This is a genomic window from Streptomyces sp. NPDC059852 (genome assembly GCF_042731455.1).
GTDB lineage: Bacteria > Actinomycetota > Actinomycetes > Streptomycetales > Streptomycetaceae > Streptomyces.
In genome coordinates this window covers 110805-127678 of sequence record NZ_JBHWJK010000017.1, presented here as the reverse complement: position 1 = coordinate 127678, position 16874 = coordinate 110805, and the positions used below count along the sequence as shown (strand labels likewise).

The window sequence follows — 16874 nt, the reverse complement described above, 5'->3', positions numbered from 1 at the left end:
GGACGGGATGGATCGCTTGCGGGCAGCGCTCGTCGCAAAGACAGCCATCGGTCGGCACCTCCTCGTCACTTCCGTCGGACGGCGGCGGCCGTGGGCCACCGCTGTGGGAACGCCGTCACTCTAGCCGGGCCCCGCACACCGCCGTCAACCGGTTTTCAGGGCGCAGGCCCGCCCGTCGAGAGCGAGGTCGTACGCCGGGGAGTTGGCACCCCGCCAGGAGCCCAGGAAACCGAAGGTGATCTTGCCGCCGGCCGCCACGGACTTGTTGTAGTCGGCGGCGGAGGCGGTGACGCGGGGGCCGTTCTGGGCGTAGGCGGCGTCCCACATCTGGCCGACCCGCTGGCCGTCCCGGAAGGACCAGGCGACGCTCCAGCCGTCCAGAGGGCGGTCGGTGGTGACGGTGACGATGGCCTGGAAGCCGTCGGTCCACTCGTTGACGAGGTCGTAGACGGCCGTGCAGGAGGGGGTTGGGGACGTGGAGGGCCGGGGTGTGTCCGGGCGGGCCGTCGGGGAGGTGGTGCCCTGCGGTTCGGGGTCCGGGTCGGGGTCGCGCGGGGAGGGGTCCGTGGAGCGCGAGGCGCTCGCCGACGGCTTCGGGGCCTCGCGGGCCGGCCGGGTGGCGGCCGTGACCGGCAGGGAGATCGTGGGGTCGGCGACCGGGCGGCGTTCGGTGAGGTCGCCGTCGGCCGCACGGGCGCCGGCGGAGGAGCCGCCCTGGGTCATCGACACCGCGAGGGCGAGCCCGGAGACGAGGACGGCGGTGACGAGCAGGGCGCCGCGCACCATCCGCGCCTTCTGCGCGCCCGGGCGGGCCGGACCGGTGTCCGTGTCCGCGCCGGGGTGGGCGGCCAGGCGTGCCTCGGCGGCGCGGCGGCGGCGCTCCAGATAGGCGAGGCCGCCCCAGCCGAGCACACCCCCGGCGAGGGCGGCGGGCAGGCCGCCGCCGTGCGGCCGCAGACAGGCGGCGGCCTCGGCGCACGGCACACAGGTGGCGAGGTGACGGGAGAGGTCGCCGGGCATGTCGGCGGCGGGCGAGCGGTTCACCGCGTCGAGGAGGCGGGCGTAGCTGCGGCAGCGCGCGTCCATCGGGGTGTCGAGGTGGTTGCGCCGGCAGCGGTCCCGGAACAGGGCGCGCACCTGGGCGAGTTCGTCGGAGACGGTGGCCGGGTCGAGGCCCAGCCTGCGGGCGACGACGTGCGGTGGGAGCGCCTCGACCTCGGTGAGCCACAGCAGGGCCGCGTCCGGTTCCTGCATGTCCCGCAGGCCGCGCAACGCGACGGGGCGTCCGAGCGGGGGGCCCGAATAGCGGGCGGCCTGCTCGGAGTTGAGCCACAGCCTCAGGTCGGGGTCGAGGCCGTCGCCCCGGCCGCCCTCCTCCCAGGCGGCCGCCGTGGTGCGCACGGCGACCAGCAGCAGGGGGACGCGGGGCAGCCGGGCCGGACGGCGGGCGGCACCCGGCCCCGTCCCGGCCTCGCGGGCCTCGCGCAGTCCGGCCGCGAAGGCCTCCGAGGCCAGATGGCCCGCCGACTCGGGGCCGACGGTGCACAGGTCGGCGTACGACAGCACGGCGTCCCAGCACTCGGCGAACAGGGCCGCCTCGGTGGCGTCCTGAGGGGTCGGCAGGTCCGGCATGAGTCTCCTGCATCCACATCCGAGGACAACTCACCCAAGGAAAAGGGGAGTTGTGGGTTACCTCGCGGCAGGGCAGGAGCTTTTCACGTCTCCGTCACAACTGACAAGCGCTCTGTTCAGACGCCATGACGGACCGTGGTGCCCCGCCCGTGCCCTGAGGTACGGATGCGGACCCCGTCCGGCTCATCCGTGACACCACCTATACCGTGGCGGACTCCTCGGCCGGAAGGCTGTCCATGAAGGAACTCACGGAGAACACCGCGCGGCCGGGTCCGGGCGGGCCGTAGCCGGGGGGCGAGGACAGCCCGAACTCCTCCATGGTCCGGCGGTACGCCTGGAGCAGCCGGATGTGGTACTCCAGCGGCGCGCCCTGCGGGTTGGCCTTGCCGAGCGGGGTCGTCGGCTCGGGGCACCAGGTGGTGAAGCGGGGCGTGATGCCCTTCGACATGAAGAAGCGCAGGCCCTCCGTGGTGGACGCGATCGCCTCGTCGACCGTCTTGAAGCCGAACGGCTCGGCCATCTCCACGCCGGCCACGAAGTTCGGGATCACGTTGCGCGCGCCGAAGATCTCGGCGGAGTCGAGGATGCGCCGGTGCCACTCGTCGCGGCCGACGTACCGCTCCTTGCCCGGGCAGTACATCTTGAACAGGTACTCGTCCCACACCTCGTAGTTGGGGTGGTAGATCTGCACGCCGTAGTCCTTGAAGCGCTGCACGTCGTCCTTGGGCAGCGCCTGGGCGACGACCTTGCCGATCCAGCGGCCGGGGAAGCGCTCCTCGATGGCCTTGGCGTAGTGGCCGTAGAAGTCGGCCTCGTCCCGCCCGGAGACCGTCTTCGTGATCGCGCCGCCGGTGAGGGTGTAGGCGGTGGACGCCTTCGCCGTGTCGTACCGGTCGATGATCTCCAGCGCCTCGAGGACCTCCTCGACGTCCTTGACGCCGGTGTAGGGCCGCCCGGCCGCCTTGTGCTGGCGCCAGTTGTGGTTGATGTCGCAGTACTGGCACTCCTCCTTGGCGCCGAAGTACTGGCAGACCCGGAAGACGGTCAGGTAGATCAGGTAGCCCCACTGGATGGTGGGGGCGACCTCCATCACCGACTTCCCGTTGGACAGCTTGTGCCGGTAGTACTCCGGCATCGGCGGCACGCCGACGTCCGAGATGCGCTTGCCGTCCAGGTAGAGGCCGAGCATGCCGTGCTCGTCGGCGGCGACCCGGTACGGGGACGACGGGTTCACCCGGACCGACACGACGGTGCGGCGCAGGTCGTAGGGGCCGCCGGTGAGGATGATCTCCTCGGGCGGGCGGCGCAGGGCGGCCTCGCCGAGCTCGGGCAGGGTGCCGTGGTCGAACGAGAAGATGAAGTACGACTTCGGTTTGACCTCACCGCCCTCGTTGTCGCTCAGGGCGGACGGGTCGAAGGCGACCCCGCCCCGGAGCAGATCCTCCTTGAAGACGGCTTCCCGCGGAACGTGCGGGAATCGCTCCATCAGATCCTCGACCAGTGCGGTGCGGCTGCCCATCCGTAATCTCCTCCCGGCTCAGGCGTACGACTCCTCACGGTATGCCCCCGCCCGAGCGCCGGCCGCGCCGGGGCCCCTTCCGGCAGGTCGTGGCGTCCCGCGGACGTCTACGCCTCGCGCTCCAGCGCCGCCGGGTCGACCGCGTGGGCGAGCGGGGAACCCGCGGCGAGGCGGGCCGCCTCCTCGGCGACGACGAGGCCCAGCCGGGCCGTCTCGTTGCCCTGGGAGCCCGCCCGGTGCGGGGTGAGGACGGCGTTCGGCAGGTCGTAGAGCGGGGACGAGGCGGGCAGCGGCTCGGGGTCGGTGACGTCGAGGATCGCGGAGAGCCGGCCGGTGCGCAGCTCGGCGACCAGGGCGTCGTGGTCGAGCAGCGAGCCGCGCGCGGTGTTGATCAGGACGGCGCCGTCGGGCATGAGGGCGAGCTCGCGGGCGCCGATCAGATGCCGGGTCTCGGGGGTGGCGGGGGCGTGGACGGTCACGACGTCCGAGGTGCGCAGCAGCTCGTCCAGCGGCAGCAGGGGCACGCCGAGGGCGGCGGCCGTCTCCTCGCCGACGTACGGGTCGGACAGCGCGGGCACCAGGTCGAAGGGGCGCAGCAGCCCGATCAGACGGCGGCCGATGCGGGAGGCGCCGATGACGCCGACCCGGCGCCCGAGGTTGCCGATGCCGGGCAGCAGCCCCCAGCCCCCGAAGGCGTCCCGCTCGGCGCGCAGCCGGTCGCGGACGGCGAACAGGTCCTTGCCGGAGAGCAGGATCATGGCGAGCGTGTACTCGGCGACGGGCAGGGCGTTGGCGGCCGCCGCCGAGCCGACGGCGATCCCCCGGCGCCACAGCTCGGGCGTGACGATCCCCTTGACCGAGCCGGCCGCGTGCAGCACGGCCCGCAGCCGCGGGACCGCGTCCAGGGCGGCCGCGTCCAGCCGGGGGGAGCCCCAGCCGGTGATCAGGATCTCGGCGCGGGCGAGGGCGTCCTTCACGCGCGGGTCCGTGAGGTCCTCGGCCACCAGGCCGGCGTCGACGTCCACCGCCTCGCGCAGCCGCGCCAGCACCGGGGACGGGAAGACCAGTGGGACGTTCTCCGCGGACAGGGCGAGAACGGCGTACGGGCGCTGGGTCAACGCGTGGCCTCCGGCTCGGTGGGACGGGCCCGGACGTCGGTCGTGGAAAACGGTCTCTACCGTAGGCATCCGCGGATGAGAGGGTCAACGCGACAGACACGCACCGTGAAGGGCGACAGGATGACCGGGACGATCACCAACTGGGCGGGCAACATCACGTACGGCGCCGGGGAGCTGCACCGCCCGGTGTCGCTGGACGAGGTCTCCGCCCTGGTGGCCGCGAGCCCCCGCGTGCGGGTGCTGGGCAGCGGGCACTCCTTCAACGAGATCGCCGAGCCCGGGCCCGAGGGCGTCCTGCTGTCGATCGCCGCCCTGCCTCCGCTGGTCGACGTGGACGGCGCCGCGCGCACGGTCCGCGTCGCGGGCGGCATCCGGTACGCCGAGCTGGCCCGCGCGGTGCACGCGCACGGCCTGGCGCTGCCCAACATGGCGTCGCTGCCGCACATCTCGGTGGCCGGTTCCGTCGCCACCGGCACCCATGGCTCCGGGGTCGGCAACGGCTCCCTGGCGTCGGCGGTGCGCGAGGTGGAGCTGATCACCGCCGACGGCTCGGCGGTGCGCATCGGCCGGGGCGATCCGCGGTTCGGGGGTGCCGTCACCTCGCTGGGCGCCCTCGGTGTGGTCACCGCGCTCACCCTCGACCTGGAGCCGGCCTTCGAGGTCGAGCAGCACGTGTTCACCGAGCTGCCGCTGGCCGGCCTGGACGCGGCCGCGTTCGAGACGGTGATGTCGGCGGCGTACAGCGTCAGCCTGTTCACCGACTGGCGCGCGCCGGGCTTCCGGCAGGTGTGGCTCAAGCGGCGCACCGACCAGCCGCTGCCCGAGGTGCCGTGGGCGGCGCCCGCCACCGAGAAGCTGCACCCGGTGCCGGGGATGCCCGCCGAGAACTGCACCGAGCAGTTCGGGGTGCCCGGGCCGTGGCACGAGCGACTGCCGCACTTCCGGGCCGAGTTCACGCCGAGCAGCGGGGCCGAACTCCAGTCGGAGTACCTGCTGCCGCGCGAGCGCGCCCTGGAGGCGCTGCACGCGGTCGACGCGATCCGCGACACCGTCGCCCCGGTGCTGCAGACCTGCGAGGTACGCGCGGTCGCCGCCGACGGGCAGTGGCTCAGCCCGTCGTACGGCCGGGACACGGTGGCCCTGCACTTCACATGGATCGAGGACACGGCGGCCGTACTGCCCGTGGTGCGGCGGCTGGAGGCGGCGCTGGACGCGTTCGCGCCCCGGCCGCACTGGGGGAAGGTGTTCACCACGCCCGCCGGGGAGCTGCGCTCCCGCTATCCGCGGCTCGACGACTTCCGGGCGCTGGCCCGTGACCTGGACCCGAAGGGCACGTTCGCCAACGCGTTCGTGCGGGACGTGCTGGGCGACTGAGCCGGGGCCGGAGGTCCGCACCCGCTCGCCGTGCCCCCGCCACCCCCTACCTCGTGTCCGCAAGGTCCCGTCGTTCGCCCGTAGGGCGGGCCAGGCGGCAGGCGGGACTTTGCGGACACGACCTACGTCCGCCCGCAGGAGAACGGCGCCCGGTGCGACGTCCGCTGGGCGGAACTCGGCGGACTGCGTCGAGGGCGGCGTCCAGTTGCCCGGCACCGCACCGATCTGGTGCCGGGCGACACGGTGTGGGTCCGCCGCGACCACGCCCGGCACGGCATCGGCTCGGCGGTCACTCGCCGCGCAGCACCTCCGCGATGGTCAGGCGGCCGGCCCGGCGGGCCGGCACCAGGGCGCCGAGGACGGCGATGGCCACTCCGGCGAGGGCGAGCGCGGCGAGGGCCGGGGCGCGCCATACGTCCGTCATGAAGGCGGGCAGGGTGATGTCGACGGCGTCCGCCATGCGCGGGACGACCAGTTCGTAGCCCGCGACGCCCAGCGGGATGCCGAGCAGGGAGCCGAGCACGCCGAGGACCGCCATCGACGTCACCGTCATCAGGGTGACCTGTCCCGGCGTCATGCCCATGGACTTCAGCGTGCCCAGGTCCCGGCGCCGGTCACGGGTGTTGAGGACGACGGTGTTGAACACACCGAGCGCGGAGACCAGCGCGAGCATCAGGGTGAGCGCGGTGGCGGAGCCGACGATGGTGCGGGTGAGGTTGTCGGGACCCCTCGGCGCCGGGCTCACCCCGGAGTCGGCGGCGCGCGCGGCGCGGGCGTAGGCGGCCGGGTCGGCGCCGTCGCGGAGCCTGACGTGATAGGCGATGGGCTTCTCGTCGGGCGCCATGGCGTGGAGCGCCGGCCAGCCGGTGACCACCACGCGGGCGTTGTTCTGCATGACCTCCCCGACGACCCGCATCGACCGTCGCTGCCCGCCCTTCTCCAGGGTGATCCGGTCGCCGACCCGGACGCCGTTCTGCCGCAGGAACGCCGAGCCGGCCACGATCTCGTGGTCGTCGCGCATCCACCGGCCCTCGGTGAGCACGTCACCGAGGGCCGGTGGAGGTGCGGATCTCCGGCGACCCCCGCCCGCTGCCGCAGGGGATCGACGTGACGGCGTACCGGATCGTCCAGGAGGCGCTGACGAACGCCCTGCGGCACGGCGACGGCGGCCGGGCGGAGGTCAGCGTCCGCTACGCCGATCACGCGCTGCGCGTCGAGGTGCTGAACACCGGGCCCAGCGTGCTGACCGGCGGCCCGGCGCCGCGCCCGGCGGCGGGCGGGCACCGCGAGGGCACCGGGCGCGGCCTGCTGGGCCTGCGCGAGCGGGTCGCGGTGTACGGCGGCGACCTGGACGCCCGCCGGCGCCTCGGCGGCGGCTACCGGGTCCGCGCCCGCATCCCGCTGGACCGGCCGTGAGCGCGCCGGTGGACGGGGCCGGGCCCCGGGTGCTGATCGCCGACGACCAGACCCTGATCCGCACCGGGTTCCGGCTGATCCTGACGGTGCGCGGCATCGAGGTCGTCGGTGAGGCCGCGGACGGGGTGGAGGCGGTGACGCTGGCCCGTGAACTCGCCCCGGACGTCGTCCTGATGGACATCCGCATGCCCACCATGGACGGCCTGGAGGCGACCCGCCGCATCCTGCGGGAGTCGCCGCGCTGCCGGGTGCTGATGCTCACCACCTTCGACGTCGACCGGTACGTCTACGCGGCCCTGTCGATGGGGGCGAGCGGCTTCCTGCTGAAGGACGTGACGCCCGAGCACCTGGCGGCGGCCGTACGGCTGGTCGGCACGGGGGACGCGCTGCTCGCGCCCGCCATCACCCGGCGCCTGGTGGAGCGCTTCGCCTCGGAGGAGGCCGCCGGGCCGCCGGCCGTCCCCGCCGACCTGGACCGGCTGACTCCGCGCGAGCTGGAGGTGCTGACGCTGCTCGACCGGGGCCTGTCCAACGCGGAGCTCGCCGCCCGGCTCACGCTCAGCGAGGCCACCGTGAAGTCCCATGTGGCGCGGATCTTCGCCAAGCTGGACCTGCGGGACCGGGCGCAGGCGGTCGTCCTGGCGTACGAGACGGGCCTGGTCCGGCCGGGCGGCTCCGACGGGCGGCCCTGAGGAGGCCCGGCGGGCGGCCCCGGCCCGGGCCCCGCCGGGGCATTAGCATCTGGGCCTGTCACCTCCCCTTTCCCGAAGGACCCCCATGGCCCGCGCAGGACTGACCGCCGACCGCCTCGCCGCGGCGGCGGCCGAGCTCGCCGACGAGGTGGGGTTCGACAACGTCAGCCTGTCCGCGCTGGCCCGGCACTTCGGAGTGAAGGACGCGAGCCTCTACTCGCACGTCAGGAGCCTCCAGGACCTGCGGACCCGGGTGGCGCTGCTGGCCGGCGGCGAGCTGATCGACCGGATCGCGGCGGCCGTGGCGGGACGCGCCGGCAAGGACGCGCTCGTCGCCTTCGCGGCGGCCTACCGGGCGTACGCCCTGGAGCACCCCGGCCGGTACGCGGCGACCCAGATGCCGATCGACCAGGAGCTGATCGCCGACTCCCCCGCCCTGCGCCGGACCGCCGAGATCACCTACGGCGTGCTGCGCGCCTACGGCCTCGACGAGCCCGACCTCACCGACGCCGTCCGGCTGCTGCGCAGCACGTTCCACGGCTACTGCTCGCTGGAGTCCACCGGGGCGTTCGGCGCCCCCCGGGACGTGGAGGAGTCCTGGGACCGGGCCGTCGACGCCCTGCACGTGGCCCTCACGCACTGGCCGCGCGGCGGGCCCGGCCGACCGCAGCCGCAGGCGCCCCGCTGACCACGTGAGCCGGAAGCCGCGCGGAAGCCACACGCTGCCGCCACGGGGGAGGGAGCGCGTCCTGTCCCGACAGCGGTGAGGACGCGGCCCGTCGAGATCCCGCCGCCCTCGACCCGCGCCGCCCGCCCCGGACGGGGAGCCCGCGGCCGGCTCGCCTCCGGCCCGCCTCGTCGGCCGGCTCGGCGGACTCGGCGCGGCGGCCACCGGATACGCCGCCCCCCAGGCCCTGTTCGGGATACTGCCCGACGCGCTCGACGGGTCGGCCCGCCCGGTATCCGATCTCCGGCGTGCGCGGGCCCGGCACCTTGGTCGCTGAACGGGTCTGACACCCGCGGACGGGCTCCGGGCTAGCAAGGCCGCAGGGGGTCCCGCCGGGCCAGCGCCTCGACCTCCCCGTACGACGGGACGGTCCCCGCGGGAGCCCTCCCCGCGGCGATCTCTCCGACCGCGTCGAGCGCGGCCCCCAGGGCCACGCGGTAGAGCAGGGAGCCGAGACTGACACGGCGGACGCCGAGCTCGGCGAGCCGGGGGACGCCGGGACCGGCCGGGCTGTGGAGGACGTTGAGGGGGACGTCGAGGTCCTTCACGAGGGCCTCGATCTGCCGGGCGTCGGTGAGCCCGGGCACGAACACCCCGTCGGCGCCCGCCTCCTGGTAGGCGTCGAGGCGGGGCCTCGGGTCCTCGCCGCCGTCGCCGAGCCAGTGGGTGTCGGTCCGGGCGTTCACGAACAGGCCCGGGACGGCCGCCTTGACCGCCGCGATCTTCGCCGCGTGCCGCACGGGATCGCCCAGGCGGTCCTCCAGGTTGACGCCGACGGCCCCGACGGCCGCGAGCTGCCGGGCGAACGCGGCCACCTCCTCGGGGTCGTCGCTGTAGCCGTCCTCCGCGTCGACCGACAGGAGACCCGGCCCGGAGCCCAGCACCAGGGCGAGGCGGAGGGTCTCCTCGCGGGTGGCGGAGGAGCCGTCGGGCAGCCCGGCCGCCGCGGCGACGCCCAGACTCGTCGTGCCGACCGCCGGGAAGCCCCGCGCCACCAGAGCGGCCGCGGAGGCGTGGTCCCAGGCGTTGGGGAGCAGCAGGGGCGCGGCACCGTGGTGGAGCGCGGCGAACGGGGTCATGGGCGTCATACGGGCAACGCTAGGGCCCGGTCCGTTCGGTCCCGGCCGAAGTGTCCGCGTCAGGCGCCCCCATCCCACCCGGACCCGCCCCCACGGCGCCGGACCGCCTGCGGGTTCACCGGTTACCGTCGCAGACATGAACGGCACGCCTCCCCTCGCCGATGCCCTCGCCTCGTCCACCGTCGTGCTCGACGGCGGTCTGTCCAACCAGCTGGAGGCCATGGGTCACGACCTGAGCGACGAGCTCTGGTCGGCCCGGCTGCTGGCGGAGGAGCCCGAGGCGATCGTCGCGGCGCACCTGGCCTACTTCGAGGCGGGCGCCGACGTGGCGATCACCGCGAGCTACCAGGCCACCTTCGAGGGCTTCGCGCGGCGCGGGCTGGACCGCGAGCGGGCCGCCGGGCTGATCGCGTCGAGCGTGGAGCTGGCGCGCGAGGCGGCGCGGCGGGCGCGGGCCCGCGGGGTCGGCCGGCCGCTGTGGGTGGCGGCGTCCGCCGGGCCGTACGGGGCGATGCTCGCGGACGGCTCCGAGTACCGGGGGCGCTACGGGCTGAGCGTCGCGGAGCTGGAGCGGTTCCACCGGCCCCGGCTGGAGGTCCTGGCGGCGGCCCGGCCCGACGTGCTCGCGCTGGAGACGGTCCCTGACGCCGACGAGGCCGAGGCGCTGCTGCGGGCGGTCCGCGGACTGGGCGTCCCCGCCTGGCTGTCGTACTCGGTCGGCGGCGACCGCACCCGCGCCGGGCAGCCGCTGGAGGAGGCGTTCGGGCTCGCCGCCGACGCCGACGAGGTGATCGCGGTGGGCGTGAACTGCTGCGCCCCCGAGGACGTCGAGGGCGCCGTCGAGATCGCCGCCCGGGTGACGGGCCGGCCCGTGGTGGTCTACCCGAACAGCGGCGAGTCCTGGGACGCGACGTCCCGCACCTGGGACGGCCGCGTCACCCTCGCCCCCGCCCTGGCCCGCACCTGGCAGGCGTCAGGCGCCCGCCTGATCGGCGGCTGCTGCCGCGTCGACCCGCCGACGATCACCGCCCTGGCGCGGACGCTGACACCCAGGGCCTGACGCCCACGGGTCGCCCGGTACCCGGCCGCGCCCCGGCGCGGCGCGCGGGCACCCCCATGCGGGCAGCGGTGCGCGGCGCGGGAGTCGCGCGGGGCATCGGAGGGCTGGACGAACGCCGACGGGCCGCCCCGCGTCGCATCCGATGGCACCCGACGGCCGGGCACGACGGCTGAGCGACGCACCGAGCGGGCCGACCGCCCGCCGTCCGGTCCCGGGATCGTCCGGCGGCGCGTGCGTCCGGGGACGGCACACCACAGGGAACCGCCCCCGCGGCGCAGTCCTCAGTGGCGGCGGACCGCTCCCGGCAGGCGTAGGCGGCGGACCACCGCGCGCATCTCCGTGTTGCGGGGCGTGGTGCCGGCGGGCAGGGCGGGGACGGGGCGGGGGGTGGTCCACAGGGCCACTTCGGCGTCGCGGGGGCCGAGGTCCGTGCGGGGCTCGCCGTCGCCGAAGATCCGGACCGGGTGTGTGGGGTCCCAGGGGCGCCAGCCGGGGTCGCCGTCCGTCGCGAACCGCACCCACGCGCCGTGCATCTCGTCCGCCAGCTCCTGCGGGGCGCCCTCGCCGGCCAGCTTGCGGGACTCCGGAGAGTCGCCGGTGTCGAAGACGAAGCCCAGCTCCAGGGCATGGCAGGAGCCCAGGTCGGGCAGGTTGGAGGGCCAGGCGAACTCGTACACGTACGACGATCCGGGGCGGGCGTCGGCCAGGCGGTGCAGGGGGACGCGCAGCAGGTGGTCGGTGACCATCTGGCCGACGATCTCGGCGGCGCCGGCCTCCGGGTGCAGCGCGCGGTAGCCGCGGGGGACGTCGGCGCCGACGTGGCAGCGGGCCATGGCTCCGGCGAGGGCGACGGCACCGAGCCGGTCGACCCGCTCGAGGAGGCCGCCGGGCACCAGCCACAGCCGGTACTCGTCCCTGGTCCAGCCCATCATCAGCTCGACGCCCGCCGCGGCGCCGTCGGTCAGCGCCTCCAGCGGGTCGCGGGGCACGAGGTCGCCGTCGACGACGATCCCGAAGGCGGGTCCGCCCAGCACGGGCGAGCTGAGCCGGCCCACCTCGCCCTGGGTGCGCAGCAGCAGCTCGCGGTCGACCTCGGCGAACGCGGCGGCGGTGGCGGGGACCTTCAGCCGGGCCGCCATCCGGCGCACCATGCGCCGCACCTTGTCCCGTTGGCCGGCCTCGGGCGGCCCGCTCTGCAGGATCGCCCGCCGCACCAGGCCCTGGGCCTGCGGGGCGGCGATCAGCGCGCCGGTGCTGATGGCCCCGGCGGACTGCCCGAACAGGGTGACCCGGCCGGGGTCGCCGCCGAACGCGGCTATGGACGCGTGCACCCACTCCAGGGCGGCGAGCTGGTCGCGCAGACCCGGGTTGGCCGGGGCGTCCGGGAAGTAGCCGTAGCCCTCGACGCCGAGCCGGTAGTTCACCGAGACGAGGACGACGCCGTCCCGGGCGAAGGCGTGCCCGTCGTACACGGGCACGCCGGAGGAGCCGCGGGTGAGGGCGCCGCCGTGCAGGAAGACCATGACGGGCAGCCGGGCGCCGGGCGCGGGGTCGGGCGTCCACACGTTGAGGTTGAGGCAGTCGTCGCCGGGCACGAACGGGTCGGAGAGGTACTGCGCGAACGCCTCGGAGTACGGCGGCTTCGGCGCGGTCGGCCCGAAGGCGAGGGCGTCGCGCACACCGTCCCAGGGCTCGGGCGGCTCCGGCGGCCGGAACCGGCGCGGGCCGACGGGGGGCGCCGCGTAGGGGATGCCCTTGAACACGGCGACGCCGTGCTCGAATCTGCCCCGTACCGCGCCGTGGGGCGTTCTCACCACGGGATCGGCAGGGTCCACAGGGTCCGTCCGGAGTGCCGTCATACGTCCGTCAGCCTCCTCCACCGCGCTGGTGCACCGTGAAGATCACAGCACCTCATTCTGGCCGGATATTCCACCGGACGGGGGGTGGACGCGGCCGTTCGGCGTACGTCACGCGGGTGGGGCGCGGCGTTGGACCGGCCGGGTGGTCGCGGCGCCGCTCGGCACGTGTGCCCTGGTGGCGGCCGTGATCGCTGCTAGCTTCGCGAGCTGTCGAAGGGGCCCCGCGAGCCTGCGCCGAGCAGCGGGCGGGGCCCCGCCCCATGAGCCGAGGCGAGGTAGGCGGGTATGAGCGAAGAGCCGGACGAGCCGGCGGTTGCCCCGTTCAAGCGCAGGAGTTTCCTGGCGACGGCCGCGCTGGCGGCCGGAGCCCCGGCCGCGGTCGCCGGCACCGCGCAGGCCGCACAGGCCGCGCCCCTGGCGGGCGCGCCGGCCGCCGCGGCCCGGCTCGGGTCGGTGGCCCGGCTGATGGCGGTCCCGGAGGACGCCCGCGGGGTCGCCTGGCTGCGGTCCGCGCTCCAGGTCGCCGTCGGCCTGGAACTCGCCACGATCCCGCCCTATCTGTGCGGCTGGTGGTCGGTGAAGGACCAGCGCAGCGAGGTGGCGCGGATGATCCGGCGCATCGTCGGCGACGAGATGTACCACCTGGGCATCGTCTGCAACCTGCTGGTCGCCATCGGTGGCCGGCCGCAGGTCAAGGCCGCCGCGCCCGTCTACCCGGGGCCGCTGCCCGGCGGGGTGCGGGCGGGTGTGAACGTCTATCTGTCGGGGCTGACGAAGTCCTTCGTCCGGGACGTGATGATGGCGATCGAGGCGCCCGAGGACTCGCTGGTGCGCAGCGCGCAGGCGTCCCCGACGGTCGGCGAGTTCTATGAGGGCATGCTGAACGCGTTCCGGGCGGTGCGGCCGGAGCTGTCGACGCGGGGGCAGGTGAGCCGGCGCATCGACTCCGACGAACTGCGGCCGGTGCGGACCCTGGACGACGTCGAGCACGACATCGAGGTCATCCGGGAGCAGGGCGAGGGGACGGCGTCCTCACCGAACGACTCGTTCTCGCACGACGCGCCCGCGCACTACTACGCGTTCGGGGAGATCTACCACGGCCGGGAGCTGCGGCAGACCGACGAGGGCTGGCGGTACGTCGGCCCGCCTGTGCCGTTCCCGGAGGTGCGGCCCATGGCGCCGGTCCCGGTGGGCGGCTGGCCCCGCGCCTCGGTGCACGTCGGAGGGGTGCTGTACCGCTTCGACGCTATGTACAGCACGGTGCTGGACTCCCTGGACGACGCGTGGGCGGGCGGCGGGCACCGCAGTCTGGGGGCCGGCATCCACACGATGCGCGGTCTGGCGGACCCGGCCGTGGAGCTGATGGAGACCCCGCTGCCGGACCGCCGGGGCACCTACGGCCCCCAGTTCCACGCCCTGTCCCGGCCTAAGCGCTAGGGGGCGTCTTGTCCGCCTCAGCCCAGCCCGCCGCCCAGCCGATCCCGCCCCGCAGATGCGCGCGGAAGGCGGGGTCGTCGTACAGCTCGGCGGCGTGGCCGAGGGCCGTGTAGAAGACGCGTCCGGCGCCGTGCTCGCGGCACCACACCAGCGGGTGGTCGTCGCCCATGCCGCCTCCGTCGTACGACGACTCGTCGGCGGAGACCAGCACCCGGACGGCGCCCCGGGGGCTGCGGCGGAAGTCGTACCACTCGTCGGTGAGCTCCCACACGGGCGGCAGGTGCCGGGTGGCGGGGTGGTCGTGGTCCTCGACGACGGCCTTGCCGGGCTGAAGGTCGGGGTGCCGGTCGAAGCGGGCGCCGAGCAGGTCGCCGTAGGCGGGCCAGCCGTACTCGGTGCAGGCGGCGGCGTGGATCCCGGCGAAGCCGCCGCCGGAACCGAGGTAGGCGAGGAGCCGGTCGCGGCCGGCCGGGGTGAGCACGTCGCCGCTGGTGGAGAGGAAGACGACGGCCGCGTAGCCGTCGAGGGGGCGTTCGAGGGCCGCCGGGTCCTCGGTGTGGTCCACCTCGAAGCCGCCGAGCGTGCGCAGGGCCTCCACCCCGGCCGGGATGGAGGCGTGCCGGTAGTCGGTGGTGCGGGTGAAGACGAGGAGTCGTACGGCCATGCGGTCCAGCGTAGACGGCGGGTGCCGCCGGCTCGTCCCGTCGTGAACTCCCGTCCGCTGTCGGGGGTTCCGTCGGAGCCGGGCTCTGCGTGGCGCGGTGAGCCGCCTCCGCAGCAGGGTGCCGTCGGGTTCCACTGGGCGCGCGTCGCGGCCCCCGCCACGGTGTCCGTTTCCTTCAAGACGGGCCCTGCCCCGGCTCCTACGGTGACCGTATGACTCCACGATTCGATGCCGTCGGCCTGGTCGTCTCCGACATGGCCGCCTCCGTCGCCTTCTACCGGCGTCTCGGGTTCACCTTCCCCGAGGGCTCCGAGAGCGAGCCGCACGCCGAGGCCGCTCCGCCCGGCGGGGTACGGCTGCTGCTCGACACCGAGGACACGATCCGGTCGTTCCACCCGGAGTGGCGGCCGCCCGCCGGGGGCGGCCGGGCGGCGCTGGCGCTGCGGTGCGACGGCCCGGCCGAGGTCGACGCGGTGTACGAGGAACTGGTGGGCGCCGGGTACCACGGCGCACTCAAGCCGTGGGACGCCTTCTGGGGACAGCGCTACGCCGTCGTCCAGGACCCGGACGGCAACGGCGTCGACCTGTTCGCGCCGCTAGCGGCGGAGTAGCGCGCCGAGCGGGACGCCCGTCAAGTCCTTGACGTCACGCGCGAGATGGGCCTGGTCGGCGAAGCCGGCGCGGGCGGCTGTCTCCGCGAAGGGCACGCCGGCGCGGGCCAGCCGCAGGGCACGCTGGAGACGCAGGACGCGGGCCAGCGTCTTCGGGCCGTATCCGAAGGCGGCCAGGGAGCGGCGGTGCAACTGCCGGGCACCCAGCTCCAGTTCGTCGGCGACGGCGGCGACGGGGCGGCCGGCGTCGAGGGCGGTGACGAGATGCCTCAGCAGCGGGTCGGGCGGCTGTGCCCGGGCGGCCAGGGCGAGGGCGGTGTCCTCCAGGGCGGTCCGGGGGTCGGCGGCGGCCCCGACGCGGGCGCCGAGCCTGCGCACCCGGGGGGCCGGCCACAGGTCGGTGAGGTCGACGCGCCGGTCGCGCAGTTCGTGCGCGGGGACGCCCAGGAAGGCGGGCGCTGTCCCGGGGAAGAACCGGACGCCGCTCCAGACGCCCGCCGTGCCCTCGGTGACCTGGGCGCGGGTGTCGGGCCCGGCCACCAGCAGGCGTCCCTCGTGCCACAGCAGGTCCATGCAGCCGTCGGGCAGGACCCGCCCGCTGTCGGACGCGTCCGGGGTGTTCGTCCAGACGACGGCCCCCGGCAGCCGGGACGGCCGCTCCTCATACACGGGCGTCCTCCCGGGCCGTGGCCGGGCGCCGCCGGTGCTCCTGCGGGCTCACCCCGTACACCCGCTTGAAGGCGCTGGACAGCGCGAAGGGGCTGCCGTAGCCGACGCGCCGTGCGATGGCCTCGAGGGTGTCGTCGGTGTCGCGCAGGGCGTCCGCCGCGAGCGCCAGCCGCCATCCCGTGAGGTACGTCATCGGCGCCTCCCCCACCAGGTCGGTGAACCGCCGTGACAGCGCGGCCCGGGACACCCCGGCCTTCGCGGCCAGCGAGGCGACGGTCCACGGGTGGGCGGGGTCGTCCTGGAGGAGTCGCAGCGCCCGTCCGACGACCGGGTCGGCCAGCGCCCGGTACCAGGCCGGGGGTTCGGCCTCGGGCCGGGCGAACCAGGTGCGGAGCGCGGCGATGACCAGCAGGTCGAGCAGCCGGTCCAGGACGACCTCCTGGCCGGGTGCGTCCCGGGCGATCTCCGTCATCAGGTAGGGGGTGAGCGGGTGGTCCCACACGTCGGCGGGCAGGGACAGCACCGGGGGCAGGCAGTTCAGCAGCCGCCCGCTGATCTCGCCCTGCCGGAGATAGGTGCCGATCAGCAGGACGGCCGAGCCGTCGGGCCGGTCGCCCCAGGTGCGGACGCCCAGGTCCATCGAGCCGTTGAGGGACCGCCCGTCGGGGTACCGGCACTCGGCGCCGGGCAGGATCAGCGCCTGCGGTGCGGTGTCCGGGTCGTCGGCGCAGGTGTAGGGGTCGGGGCCGCGGGCGATCGCGAGGTCGCCGGCACGCAGCCGGACCGGCTCGCCCCGGTCGGGCGTCACCCAGGCCGTGCCGCGGACCATGACCATGACGGTGAGCGGGGCGCGGTCCTCGACTCGGACGGACCAGGGCGGGTCGAAGCACGCGCGGATCAGGAAGGCACCGCGTGCGCGCGGGCCGTCGAGCAGACCGGCGAGGGCGTCCATGCCGTCAGGGTAGACGCCCGCGTATGCGAGGGAGCCGCTCGGCGATGGGCGGCCGGACCGCGCGG

Annotated in this window: 16 protein-coding genes and 1 pseudogene; 8 read left to right on the top strand and 9 right to left on the bottom strand. The window is 75.2% G+C overall.

Features of this window, described 5'->3' with window-relative positions; translation table 11 throughout:
• Positions 1-144 precede the first annotated feature (144 nt).
• From ACFV46_RS22225 to ACFV46_RS22215, 3 genes are all read right to left on the bottom strand, one after another.
• Complete coding sequence (locus tag ACFV46_RS22225) at positions 145-1632, bottom strand: cellulose binding domain-containing protein (protein ID WP_385499362.1); 1488 nt, start codon at positions 1630-1632, stop codon at positions 145-147.
• 199 nt (positions 1633-1831) lie between these two features.
• Positions 1832-3151 (bottom strand): radical SAM protein, encoded by a 1320-nt coding sequence (locus tag ACFV46_RS22220; RefSeq protein WP_385499361.1) that lies wholly within the window; start codon positions 3149-3151, stop codon positions 1832-1834.
• Between the two features lie 107 nt (positions 3152-3258).
• The gene (locus tag ACFV46_RS22215; RefSeq protein ID WP_385499359.1) at positions 3259-4269 is read right to left on the bottom strand and encodes a hydroxyacid dehydrogenase; all 1011 of its coding nucleotides are present in this window, start codon (positions 4267-4269) and stop codon (positions 3259-3261) included.
• Positions 4270-4389: 120 nt separating this feature from the next.
• Between ACFV46_RS22215 and ACFV46_RS22210 the strand changes: the two genes are divergently transcribed.
• Entirely contained in the window at positions 4390-5643 is a 1254-nt protein-coding gene (locus tag ACFV46_RS22210) for a D-arabinono-1,4-lactone oxidase (RefSeq protein ID WP_361932348.1), read from the top strand.
• Between the two features lie 105 nt (positions 5644-5748).
• Positions 5749-5928, top strand: a pseudogene (locus ACFV46_RS22205) (hypothetical protein); the annotation flags it as partial.
• A 4-nt stretch (positions 5929-5932) separates the two neighbouring features.
• Here the strand turns inward: ACFV46_RS22205 and ACFV46_RS22200 are convergent.
• Positions 5933-6664 (bottom strand): ABC transporter permease, encoded by a 732-nt coding sequence (locus ACFV46_RS22200; protein WP_385499358.1) that lies wholly within the window; start codon positions 6662-6664, stop codon positions 5933-5935.
• Between the two features lie 35 nt (positions 6665-6699).
• Between ACFV46_RS22200 and ACFV46_RS22195 the strand changes: the two genes are divergently transcribed.
• From ACFV46_RS22195 to ACFV46_RS22185, 3 genes are all read left to right on the top strand, one after another.
• Positions 6700-7059, top strand: coding sequence for an ATP-binding protein (locus tag ACFV46_RS22195; RefSeq protein ID WP_361932353.1), 360 nt, complete (start codon positions 6700-6702; stop codon positions 7057-7059).
• Entirely contained in the window at positions 7056-7751 is a 696-nt protein-coding gene (locus tag ACFV46_RS22190) for a response regulator (protein WP_385499356.1), read from the top strand. The genes ACFV46_RS22195 and ACFV46_RS22190 overlap by 4 nt, the downstream gene beginning before the upstream one ends.
• Before the next feature lie 85 nt (positions 7752-7836).
• Positions 7837-8439 carry a TetR/AcrR family transcriptional regulator gene (locus ACFV46_RS22185; protein WP_376726886.1) on the top strand — a complete coding sequence of 201 codons (603 nt, stop codon included), beginning with the start codon at positions 7837-7839 and terminating at the stop codon, positions 8437-8439.
• Between the two features lie 347 nt (positions 8440-8786).
• Here the strand turns inward: ACFV46_RS22185 and ACFV46_RS22180 are convergent, their stop codons facing one another.
• Positions 8787-9557, bottom strand: coding sequence for an isocitrate lyase/phosphoenolpyruvate mutase family protein (locus ACFV46_RS22180; protein ID WP_385499395.1), 771 nt, complete (start codon positions 9555-9557; stop codon positions 8787-8789).
• A gap of 136 nt (positions 9558-9693) precedes the next feature.
• Here ACFV46_RS22180 and mmuM point away from each other — a divergent pair, with 136 nt between their 5' ends.
• Positions 9694-10617, top strand: coding sequence for a homocysteine S-methyltransferase (mmuM, locus tag ACFV46_RS22175; protein ID WP_385499354.1), 924 nt, complete (start codon positions 9694-9696; stop codon positions 10615-10617).
• Positions 10618-10898: 281 nt separating this feature from the next.
• Here mmuM and ACFV46_RS22170 read toward each other — a convergent pair whose 3' ends face one another.
• Positions 10899-12476: a carboxylesterase/lipase family protein gene (locus ACFV46_RS22170; protein ID WP_385499353.1), complete on the bottom strand. Its 1578-nt coding sequence runs from the start codon at positions 12474-12476 to the stop codon at positions 10899-10901.
• 285 nt (positions 12477-12761) lie between these two features.
• Here ACFV46_RS22170 and ACFV46_RS22165 point away from each other — a divergent pair, with 285 nt between their 5' ends.
• Complete coding sequence (locus tag ACFV46_RS22165; protein WP_385499351.1) at positions 12762-13913, top strand: ferritin-like protein; 1152 nt, start codon at positions 12762-12764, stop codon at positions 13911-13913.
• Here the strand turns inward: ACFV46_RS22165 and ACFV46_RS22160 are convergent.
• Positions 13903-14577, bottom strand: coding sequence for a ThuA domain-containing protein (locus tag ACFV46_RS22160; protein ID WP_385499350.1), 675 nt, complete (start codon positions 14575-14577; stop codon positions 13903-13905). The two genes, ACFV46_RS22165 and ACFV46_RS22160, sit on opposite strands and share 11 nt — an antisense overlap.
• Positions 14578-14789: 212 nt before the next feature.
• Here ACFV46_RS22160 and ACFV46_RS22155 point away from each other — a divergent pair, with 212 nt between their 5' ends.
• Positions 14790-15188 carry a VOC family protein gene (locus ACFV46_RS22155; protein WP_385499348.1) on the top strand — a complete coding sequence of 133 codons (399 nt, stop codon included), beginning with the start codon at positions 14790-14792 and terminating at the stop codon, positions 15186-15188.
• On the opposite strand, the gene ACFV46_RS22150 is transcribed toward ACFV46_RS22155, so the two are convergent.
• Both ACFV46_RS22150 and ACFV46_RS22145 read right to left on the bottom strand, forming a co-directional pair.
• Complete coding sequence (locus tag ACFV46_RS22150) at positions 15174-15857, bottom strand: helix-turn-helix domain-containing protein (protein ID WP_385499347.1); 684 nt, start codon at positions 15855-15857, stop codon at positions 15174-15176. The genes ACFV46_RS22155 and ACFV46_RS22150 overlap by 15 nt on opposite strands.
• Positions 15850-16809, bottom strand: a complete 960-nt coding sequence (locus ACFV46_RS22145; RefSeq protein WP_385499346.1) for a cupin domain-containing protein — start codon at positions 16807-16809, stop codon at positions 15850-15852. Before ACFV46_RS22145 ends, ACFV46_RS22150 begins: the two co-directional genes overlap by 8 nt.
• Positions 16810-16874 lie beyond the last annotated feature (65 nt).

Coding starts and splice junctions, on each gene's coding strand:
- ACFV46_RS22225 (WP_385499362.1), bottom strand. CDS start 1,632: ATGCCGGACCTGCCGACCCCTCAGGACGCCACCGAGGCGGCCCTGTTC.
- ACFV46_RS22220 (WP_385499361.1), bottom strand. CDS start 3,151: ATGGGCAGCCGCACCGCACTGGTCGAGGATCTGATGGAGCGATTCCCG.
- ACFV46_RS22210 (WP_361932348.1), top strand. CDS start 4,390: ATGACCGGGACGATCACCAACTGGGCGGGCAACATCACGTACGGCGCC.
- ACFV46_RS22200 (WP_385499358.1), bottom strand. CDS start 6,664: ATGCGCGACGACCACGAGATCGTGGCCGGCTCGGCGTTCCTGCGGCAG.
- ACFV46_RS22185 (WP_376726886.1), top strand. CDS start 7,837: ATGGCCCGCGCAGGACTGACCGCCGACCGCCTCGCCGCGGCGGCGGCC.
- ACFV46_RS22180 (WP_385499395.1), bottom strand. CDS start 9,557: ATGACCCCGTTCGCCGCGCTCCACCACGGTGCCGCGCCCCTGCTGCTC.
- mmuM (WP_385499354.1), top strand. CDS start 9,694: ATGAACGGCACGCCTCCCCTCGCCGATGCCCTCGCCTCGTCCACCGTC.
- ACFV46_RS22170 (WP_385499353.1), bottom strand. CDS start 12,476: ATGACGGCACTCCGGACGGACCCTGTGGACCCTGCCGATCCCGTGGTG.
- ACFV46_RS22165 (WP_385499351.1), top strand. CDS start 12,762: ATGAGCGAAGAGCCGGACGAGCCGGCGGTTGCCCCGTTCAAGCGCAGG.
- ACFV46_RS22160 (WP_385499350.1), bottom strand. CDS start 14,577: ATGGCCGTACGACTCCTCGTCTTCACCCGCACCACCGACTACCGGCAC.
- ACFV46_RS22155 (WP_385499348.1), top strand. CDS start 14,790: ATGACTCCACGATTCGATGCCGTCGGCCTGGTCGTCTCCGACATGGCC.
- ACFV46_RS22145 (WP_385499346.1), bottom strand. CDS start 16,809: ATGGACGCCCTCGCCGGTCTGCTCGACGGCCCGCGCGCACGCGGTGCC.